Here is a 2,666-nt window from a genome sequence, read left to right on the forward strand (position 1 = left end):
AAAGACGGTCCAGCAGAAGCTGGAGCAGATGATAACGTCTTACATCCTGCAGCGCGAGCAGCTCGTAAACGTGTTTGTGCTGATAGACATCAGACACGAGCCGCAGGCTATCGACATAGACTTTATCAACTGGCTCGGGCAGAGCAGCATACCGTTCTCGATAGTGTTCACAAAGGCCGATAAGCTTAGCTCGTCTAAGGTGGCGCCTACGGCTGCCGCATATATGGACAAGCTGAAGGAAACTTGGGATGAGCTTCCTCCTTACTTCATATCGAGCAGCGAGACAAAGCGCGGACGCGACGAAATTCTTGATTATATCGAAAATATAAATAAAACGCTTAAACAGTAAGGCGTAAATAATAAATAAAGACAGAAATGGCCGGTCAGTTACCTTATCTTGACATACAGAATCTTACTAAATCGTTTGGAGCCCATGTCCTGTTTCAGGACATATCGTTCAGTGTTGCCGAAGGACAGAAAATAGGTCTTGTTGCTAAGAACGGCACGGGCAAGTCGACGCTGCTCTCCATATTGACTGGGCGCGAAGGCTACGATTCGGGCAATATTATCTTCAGACGCGAGCTTAAGATTGGCTATCTGGAACAGTCGCCCAAGTTTGATCCCGACGATACTGTGCTGGATGCATGCTTTAATCATAAAGGAGATGAGGCGAAGATTCTGCGTGCGAAGCAGATACTTACACAGCTTAAGATAGATGACCTTGACAAGAAGATGGGCACTCTGAGCGGAGGACAGCAGCGCCGTGTGGCACTGGCAAACGTATTGCTGACCGACCCGGACATGTTTATCCTGGATGAGCCAACCAACCATCTTGACCTCGACATGATAGAATGGCTGGAGGGCTTCTTTGCCCGTGGCAACAAAACCTTGCTCATGGTTACCCACGACAGGTTTTTCCTCGACAAGGTATGCTCGGTGATATTGGAACTTGACGACAAGAAAATATACACCTATCGCGGCAACTACAGCTATTATCTCGAGAAACGTCAGGAGCGCATAGACAACACGCGCGCCGAAATAGCACGTGCAAACAACCTGTACAGAAAGGAACTCGACTGGATGCGCAGAATGCCCCAGGCACGAGGCCATAAGGCAAGATACAGAGAGGACGCATTCTATGAACTTGAGAAAGTGGCCAAGCAGAGAATTGAGGACCGTCAGGTAAGGCTTAAAGTCAGAAACGTCTATATCGGAAGCAAGATATTTGAGTGCCAGTATATCTCCAAGAGCTGGTCGCCGGACAAGGTTATTCTCAAAGATTTTTACTATAATTTTGCCCGTTTTGAGAAAATGGGTATTGTTGGCAACAACGGCACAGGCAAGACAACATTCCTGAAGTTGCTGTTGGGACAGGAAAAGCTTGACAGCGGACGCTTTGACATAGGCTCGACTGTGCGTTTCGGATATTTCTCTCAGGAAGGCATGGTCTTTGATGAACAAAAGAAAGTGCTCGATGTGATAACCGACATTGCCGATTATATCGACATGGGAGGCGGAAAGCATCTGTCTGCATCACAGTTCCTGCAGCATTTCTTGTTTACTCCCGAACAGCAGCACAATTATGTGTATAAGTTGAGCGGAGGCGAGAAGCGCAAGCTGTATCTGTGTACAGTGCTGATGAAAAATCCGAACTTTCTGGTGCTTGATGAGCCGACAAACGACCTTGACATACAGACTCTGCAGATATTTGAAGAGTATCTGGCCGACTTCCCCGGATGTGTCATAATCGTAAGTCACGACCGTTACTTCATGGATAAAGTGGTAGACCATCTGCTTGTGTTCAAAGGCAATGGCGTAGTAAACGATTTCCCCGGAAACTACACGCAGTATCGCGAATGGTGTTCGCTTAAGAGCCGTGACGAAGAAACGGCGGCTAAAAAAGACAGTCGTCCAAGAGAAAAACGGCATCAGGAGCGCCGCAAGATGTCGTATAAAGAAAAGATGGAGTTTGCTCAGCTTGAGAAAGAAATAGCCGAGCTGGAAAAAGAGCAGAAGGAAATAGAAGAGCAGCTTTGCAGCGGTAAGCTGCCGGTAGACGAACTGACTGAAAAAAGCAAACGTCTGCCGTTGATAAAGGAAGAACTCGACCTTAAGGAAATGCGGTGGCTGGAGCTTTCGGAAATAGAATCTTAAATATTAAAATTAAGTTAAAATGAATAAGTCTTCAGAGCCGTTACTTCTTTTAATCAATATAAATTATTACTTTTGCATTAAATTTAAAAAATCATAATTTGTTTCCACTCGTGAAACGAATACAATCAATAAATTTCTTATATACGTAAACCTAATATGTATAGCAAAGACGAATTATTATCTAAAGATATTTCCGAGCTTGAAGAGATAGCAGAGAAAGTGGGTGCTAAAATCAAGTCTGGCGAAACTCAGGAAGAAATAATATATTCGATCCTTGATAAGCAGGCCGAAATTGAAGGAAACAAGAACCCGCTTGGCACGAAGCGTCGCAGAGTTCGTATTGTAAAGAAGGACACCGACCGTGTTTATTCTGTAAACGGAAAGGAAGGCGAAAACTTCGATTTGAAAAAGAATAAAGTTCAGGCTGAGACTCCCTCATTGTTTAATGATGCACCGGTTACTCCGCCCGCCAAGACACGTTCTCGGGCTAAGAGCAAGGCTGTTGCTGAACC

At 45.2% G+C, this 2,666-nt stretch carries 2 protein-coding genes and 1 pseudogene; all 3 read left to right on the plus strand.

The annotated features are described in order from the left end of the window. A partial coding sequence (locus QVO66_RS11940) for a GTP-binding protein (RefSeq protein ID WP_369678064.1) occupies positions 1–349 on the plus strand: 349 nt, incomplete at its 5' end. Between the two features lie 26 nt (positions 350–375). Next, positions 376–2,154 (plus strand): ribosomal protection-like ABC-F family protein, encoded by a 1,779-nt coding sequence (abc-f, locus tag QVO66_RS11945; RefSeq protein WP_021855725.1) that lies wholly within the window; start codon positions 376–378, stop codon positions 2,152–2,154. Positions 2,155–2,310: 156 nt separating this feature from the next. Beyond that, positions 2,311–2,666 (plus strand): annotated as a pseudogene (locus QVO66_RS11950) (transcription termination factor Rho); the annotation flags it as partial.

This window comes from Prevotella sp. CAG:255, from assembly GCF_000431195.1.
Lineage (GTDB): Bacteria > Bacteroidota > Bacteroidia > Bacteroidales > Bacteroidaceae > Prevotella > Prevotella rara.

What these genes read in the sequence shown, in the direction of transcription:
- abc-f (WP_021855725.1), top strand. Translation starts at nt 376, where the DNA reads ATGGCCGGTCAGTTACCTTATCTTGACATACAGAATCTTACTAAATCG.